General features: G+C 75.5%; 6 protein-coding genes. All 6 read left to right on the plus strand.

Annotated elements, in window-relative coordinates; genetic code table 11:
• A partial coding sequence (locus DMH12_RS36250; RefSeq protein ID WP_399190075.1) for a ComEA family DNA-binding protein occupies nucleotides 1-578 on the plus strand: 578 nt, incomplete at its 5' end.
• Nucleotides 579-715: 137 nt separating this feature from the next.
• Complete coding sequence (locus tag DMH12_RS36255; RefSeq protein ID WP_185832751.1) at nucleotides 716-3289, plus strand: ComEC/Rec2 family competence protein; 2574 nt, start codon at nucleotides 716-718, stop codon at nucleotides 3287-3289.
• Between the two features lie 4 nt (nucleotides 3290-3293).
• Entirely contained in the window at nucleotides 3294-4130 is an 837-nt protein-coding gene (locus tag DMH12_RS36260) for an arylamine N-acetyltransferase (RefSeq protein WP_125495551.1), read from the plus strand.
• Nucleotides 4131-4216: 86 nt separating this feature from the next.
• Complete coding sequence (locus DMH12_RS36265) at nucleotides 4217-5098, plus strand: YceI family protein (RefSeq protein ID WP_125495552.1); 882 nt, start codon at nucleotides 4217-4219, stop codon at nucleotides 5096-5098.
• A gap of 46 nt (nucleotides 5099-5144) precedes the next feature.
• On the plus strand, nucleotides 5145-5390 hold the full coding sequence (locus tag DMH12_RS36270) for a hypothetical protein (RefSeq protein ID WP_185832752.1): 246 nt from the start codon (nucleotides 5145-5147) through the stop codon (nucleotides 5388-5390).
• Between the two features lie 66 nt (nucleotides 5391-5456).
• Nucleotides 5457-6446, plus strand: coding sequence for a DNA polymerase III subunit delta (holA, locus tag DMH12_RS36275; RefSeq protein ID WP_185832753.1), 990 nt, complete (start codon nucleotides 5457-5459; stop codon nucleotides 6444-6446).
• Nucleotides 6447-6492 lie beyond the last annotated feature (46 nt).

Consider the following 6492-nt stretch of genomic DNA (forward strand, 5'->3'; position numbering starts at 1 on the left):
CATCTCGTCGCTCGCCACGAACACCGCCGTCGCGTCCGGGATCCGGCCCAGGACCAGGCCGCCCCGGTACCCCGAGGCGGGGGGCCAGGCGCCCTCCCGCGGCCGCGGCGCCCCCCCCCCCGCGGCCCCCCACCGTGGCCCCCCCCCCCCCCCCCTCCCGTCCGCCCCCCGCCACCCCGCCCGGGCCCCGGCGCCCGGCGGGAAGACGGGTCGCGGACGCCCTGCGGGCCGCCGGAGGCGTGCGGGACGGCGCCAAGACCGACGGGCTGAACCAGGCGCGTTTCCTGGTGGACGGTGAGCAGGTCGTCGTGGGCGCTCCCGCGCCCGTCGCGGGGATCGCTCCCGGCGGTGCGGCCACCGCCGGGAGCGGGGCGGCGGCGCCCGCGGCACCGGTCTCCCTCAACACCGCGACCCCGGACCAGCTCGACACCCTGCCCGGCGTGGGCCCCGTGCTGGCCCAGCACATCATCGACTACCGCACCCAGCACGGCGGTTTCCGGTCGGTGGACGAGTTGCGCGAGGTCAACGGCATCGGCGAGCGCCGCTTCGCCGACCTGCGCGATCTCGTGCGGCCGTGAGCACGAATCGGCCCACGGGCCGGTCCCCGGATCGGTGCCCGGATCTGCCCTCGGGCCGGTCCCCGGATCTGCCCACGGATCCGCCCACGGCCCCTGCCAGGCAGTCCCATGCCCGGACGGCACGCCCACGCGCGGCCGTGCACGCCGCCTCCGGCCACCGGCTCGGCGCCGCCCACCCCCGCCAGGAGGGGCCAACGGACCTGCGACTGGTGCCGCCCGCGCTCGCGGCCTGGGCGACGGCGGCGCTCATGCCGACCGCGCCGGCCGGTTGGGCCGTGGGCATGGTGACCGGTGCCTTGGTCCTGGCGGGTGTACTGCTCCAGAGGGACCGGAGTCGGCTCCAGAGGGACCGCAGGCAGCTCCAGAGGGGTCGGGGGCAGCGCGCGACGCGCTTTCGGCCCCCGGTCGCCGTCGCCGCCCTGCTCTTCTGTGTCGCCGCGGCCGCCGCCTCGGCCGCGCTGCACGGAGCGGACCTGCGGCGCGGACCCGTGCCGGGGTCGGCCCGGCAGTACGCCACGGTCACCGCCGAGGTGGAGGTCACCGCCGACCCCCGCCTCACCGAGCCGCGTGTCCGGGGCAACCGTGCTGCCCCGCCCACGGTGCTGATCGAGGCCGACGTGCGACGGGTCATGAAGGAGGACGGCGCGGCGGTCGCGACGCGGACGCCGGTGCTCGTGCTCGTCGACGTGGGGAAGGAGGGCCCGGACGAGGACGGCGACGCCGGCGGTGCCCGGCCGTCCCGTGCCCATCCCGCGGCCTCGCGCTGGCTGGGGCTCCTGCCGACCACCCGGCTCCGCGTCACCGCCCGTTCGGCGCCTCCGAGGACGAGCGGGGACCGGATCGCCGCCGTGCTGCGGGTACGCGATGGTCGGGCCGCGCCCGAGGTGGTGGCCGGTCCGTCGGCGGCGCAGCGGCTGGCGGGGCGGTTGCGGGCCGGGCTGCGCGAGGCGACGGACGGTCTGCCGGGGGACGCGCGGGCGCTGCTGCCCGGCCTGGTCGTGGGAGACACGTCGCGCGTCACCCCGGAGCTGGAGGAGGCGTTCAAGGAGACGGACCTGGCTCACACGCTGGCCGTCTCGGGGGCCAACTTCACGATCGTGCTCGCCCTGCTGCTCGGCCCGCCCGGGCTGGCCCAGCGCAGTGAGCGCCGGGGAGTCGCGCCCCGTCTCGGGCTCTCCCTGCGGGCGACGGCGCTGCTCGGCGGGGCGCTCGCACTCGGCTTCGTGGTGGTGTGCCGGCCCGACCCGAGCGTGCTGCGGGCCGCGGCCTGCGGGTCCGTCGCCCTGCTCGCCCTGGCCACCGGACGCCGTAGATCGCTGCTTCCGGCGCTGGCGACGGCCGTACTGCTGCTCGTGCTGTACGACCCGTGGCTGGCCAGGAGTTACGGGTTCCTGCTCTCCGTGCTGGCCACCGGGGCGCTGCTCACGCTCGCGCCCCGGTGGAGCGCGGCGTTGCGGCGGCGCGGGGTGCCGCCGCGGCCGGCGGAGGCGCTGGCCGCCGCGGGGGCCGCGCAGGCCGTGTGCGCGCCGGTCGTCGCCGTGCTGTCGGCGCGGGTGAGCCTGGTGGGGGTGCCGTGCAACCTGCTCGCGGAGTTCGCGGTGGCCCCGGCCACGGTGCTGGGGTTCGCGGCGCTGGCGACGGCGCCGGTGTCGATGCCCGTGGCCGAGGCGCTGGCCTGGTGCGGTGGCTGGCCGGCCGGGTGGATCGCGGGGATCGCCCGCACCGGGGCCGCGCTGCCCGGCGCGGGCGTGGACTGGCCGGGAAGCTGGGCGGGGGCGGTGCTGCTCGCGCTCCTCACGGTGGGCGGGCTGCTCGTCGGCCGGCGGCTGCTGCGGCATCCCTGGTGGTGCGGGGTCTGCGTGCTGCTGCTGGTGCTGGCGGTGGTGCAACCGCCGCCGCTGGTCCGGGTGATCAAGGGATGGCCGCCGCCGGGCTGGCGGATGGTGATGTGCGACGTGGGACAGGGCGACGCCATGGTGCTCGCGGCGGGGGAGGGTACGGGCGTGGTCGTGGACGCCGGGCCCGATCCGGCGCTGGTGGACGGCTGTCTGCGCTCGCTCGGCGTCACCCGTGTCCCGCTCGTGGTGCTGACCCACTTCCACGCCGACCACGTCGCCGGGCTGCCCGGGGTGTTGCGGGGGCGTGCGGTGGGGGCCATCGAGACGACCGCCCTCGAAGAGCCCGCGGACCAGGCCGACGCCGTTCGCAGACAGGCGACGGCGCGACGGATCCCCCTGCGGCACGCGGCCGCCGGTGAGCGGCGACGAGCCGGCCCGCTCTCCTGGCAGGTGGTGTGGCCGCCGTCCGGCACGGGCCCGGGGACGATGCCGCCCACGAGCACCGAGGGACCCAACGACGCCAGCGTCACCCTCCTGGTGCGTACGGCGGGCCTGCGTCTCCTGCTGCTCGGGGACCTGGAGCCGCCGGCCCAGCGGGAGCTGGCGCGCTCCCCGGCGGCAGCGGCGCTGGCAGGGGTCGACGTGCTCAAGGTCGCCCATCACGGGTCGGCTCATCAGGACCCGGACCTCATACGGAGGGTGGCTCCGCGCCTGGCCCTCATCAGCTGCGGCGCGGACAACACCTACGGGCACCCGGCCCCGGACACGGTCGCGGCCCTGCGCGGGCGGGGGGCGACGGTGCTGCGCACGGACCGGGACGGGGCGCTGGCCGTCGCGGGCTCGGGCGGGGCGTTGCGGGTCCTGGGAGACTGAGCGCATGGATTCCGCACAGGTCGATGCCTATCTCCGCCGCCTGGGCGCCGAGCACCCGGCGCGGCCCACCCTCGACGTGCTGCGCACACTGCACCTGCTTCATCTGCGGACGGTGCCGTTCGAGAACCTCTCCGTCCACCTGGGCGAGGAGATCGTGCTGGAGGAGGGGCGGCTGCTGGACAAGGTGGTGGGCGGGCGCAGGGGCGGATTCTGCTACGAACTCAACGGCCTCTTCGGCGCGTTGCTCGCGGCGCTCGGTTACGAGGTCACGATGCTCGCCGCGCGGGTGTACGGGGACGGGGGCCGGCTCGGGATCCCGTACGACCACATGGTGCTGCTGGTGCGGACGGTGGACGGGGGCGACTGGCTGGCGGACGTCGGGTTCGGGGCGCACAGTCACGGGCCGCTGGCGTTCGGCGAGCGGGCGGAACAGGACGACCCCGGCGGTACGTTCCGGGTCGTGGAGGCGGGGCCGGACGCGGCCGGGGTGCGCGGGGCGGAGGCCACGGCGCGGGCGGCCGACCTGGACGTGCTGCGCGAGGGGCGGCCGGTGTACCGGGTGGACGTCCGCCCGAGGGTGCTGGACGACTTCGTGTCCGGCGCGTGGTGGCACAGCACCTCTCCCCGGTCGCACTTCCTCCAGTCGACGGTCTGCTCCCGGATCACCGAGGACGGGGGACGGATCACGCTCAGCGGGCGCCGGCTCACGGCGACGGCCCCCGACGGCGGCCGGGAGGAGCGCGAGTTGGGCACGGACGAGGAGGTGCTCACCGCGTACCGCGAACACTTCGGCATCCGGCTCGACCGGGTCCCGGTACGGCGGTGTGCCGATACCGGGTGAGTGGTCCCGTGTTGCCTCGAAAGCCCCATCGGTGATCGAATGTTGCTTCGTCAACTAATTCTGATGTGGGGCAGAGGGTGTCGCAGATGATCGGCCGCTTGCTGGGAAGCCGTACGAAGCGGATGCACCGGACGGGTCCCCTGGCTGCTGTGAGCACCCCGCCGGACGCCGGCGTGCTCAGCTGCCGGGTCCTCGACCCGGTCCACGAGCCGGTGCCGAACGCGGAGTTCACGGTCAGCGACAGCATGGGACGCAAGGTGGTCGGCGGCGGCACGGATCCCTTCGGATCGTTCCTGGCGGCGGTGCCGGCCGGCGAGTACCGGCTCGCCGTCTCCGCCGAGGGGTACACGCCGTACCGGGCGTCCGTGACGGTCGCCGAGGACGCGCTGGCCTCGCTCGGCGACGTGACCCTCCAGGTGGCCCAGCCGCCGGAGCTGCCCACGCCGGGCGACTGGGAGATCGAACCGGCGCACTCCTCGATCGCGTTCACCGCGCGGCACATCGGACTGGCCCGGATCCACGGCCGGTTCAACTCCTTCGCGGGCGCGGTGCGGATCGCGGACGAGATGGAGCGGTCGGCGATGCACGTGGTCATCGACGCGGCGTCCATCGACACCAACGTGAAGATGCGCGACGACCACCTGCGCTCGGCCGACTTCCTGGACGTGCAGCGGTTTCCGACGCTGGAGTTCTACAGCGACCGGTTCACGCACCGCGGGGGCAACCGGTGGGCCGTCACGGGAGCGCTGACCCTGCACGGCGTGACGCGCACGGTCACGCTGGACACCCAGTACCTCGGGCTCGGCAACGGCATGGAGGGCGAGACGCGGGCGGCCTGCCGCGCCACCACCGAACTGCACCGCGACGACTTCACGGTGAGCTGGCAGACGATGCTGGCCCGCGGCATCGCCGTGGTCGGACCCAGCATCCGCATCGACCTCGACGTGCAGACCGTGCCCAAGGGCTGACCGCCCCCGCGCTCCGCCCGCCGCCGGGTGTCCCACAATGGCACCCGTGAGCGATGTGAGACATGTACTGGTGCTGCCCGACCGCGACGCGGCGGAGGAGGCGGCCCAGGCACTCGGGGAGCGGTTCGGGCTCGACGAGGAACCCCGGCTCCTGAGGGACGCCCTGGCCGGCGAGGACGACGCCGAGGACGCCCAGTGGCTCGTCCTCCTGTGCGACGAGCGGGCACTGCTGGACCCCGGCGAGCTGGACGAGTTCGCGGGGGAGTGGGAGGGCTGGCGCGAGGAGCCGTAGGCCCGCCCCGGAGCCGGCACCGGCGGCGGGCGTCCGTTGTCAGTGGTGCGTGCGATGCTTGTCGCGATGGCCAGGAAGACTGCGAATGACGACCCTCTCGCCCCGGTGACCCTTGCCGTGGGCCAGGAGGACCTCCTGCTCGACCGTGCCGTGCAGGAGGTGGTGGCCGCCGCGAAGGCCGCCGACGCCGACACGGACGTACGCGACCTGACCCCCGACCAGCTGCAGCCCGGCACGCTCGCCGAGCTCACCAGCCCCTCGCTCTTCGCCGAGCGCAAGGTCGTGGTCGTACGCAACGCGCAGGACCTGTCCGCCGACACGGTCAAGGACGTCAAGGCCTACCTCGGCGCCCCCGCCGAGGAGATCACCCTCGTCCTGCTGCACGCGGGCGGCGCCAAGGGCAAGGGCGTCCTGGACGCCGGCCGCAAGGCGGGCGCGCGCGAGGTGGCGTGCCCGAAGATGACCAAGCCCGCGGACCGGCTGGCCTTCGTGCGCTCCGAGTTCCGCACCGCCGGGCGGTCGGCCACCCCCGAGGCGTGCCAGGCCCTGGTCGACGCGATCGGCAGCGACCTCAGGGAGCTGGCCTCGGCGGTGTCGCAGCTGACCGCCGACATCGAGGGGACGATCGACGAGGCGGTGGTCGGGCAGTACTACACGGGACGGGCGGAGGCCTCCAGCTTCACCGTCGCCGACCGGGCCGTGGAGGGACGTGCGGCCGAGGCCCTGGAGGCGCTGCGCTGGTCGCTGTCGACCGGGGTCGCGCCGGTGCTGATCACCAGCGCGCTGGCGCAGGGCGTGCGGGCCATCGGCAAGCTCTCCTCCGCCCGAGGTGGGCGCCCCGCCGACCTCGCCCGCGAGCTGGGGATGCCGCCCTGGAAGATCGACCGCGTCCGGCAGCAGATGCGCGGCTGGACACCGGACGGCGTCTCGGTGGCCCTGCGCGCGGTGGCCGAGGCGGACGCGGGGGTGAAGGGCGCCAGTGACGATCCCGAGTACGCGCTGGAGAAGGCCGTGGTGACGATCGCGCGGGCGGCGCGCTCACGCGGCCGCTCGTAGCCCGCCCCCACCCGCTCCACCCTGGTCGCTCCACCCACCCTGGTCG

This window comes from Streptomyces sp. WAC 04229, from assembly GCF_003947455.1.
GTDB lineage: Bacteria > Actinomycetota > Actinomycetes > Streptomycetales > Streptomycetaceae > Streptomyces.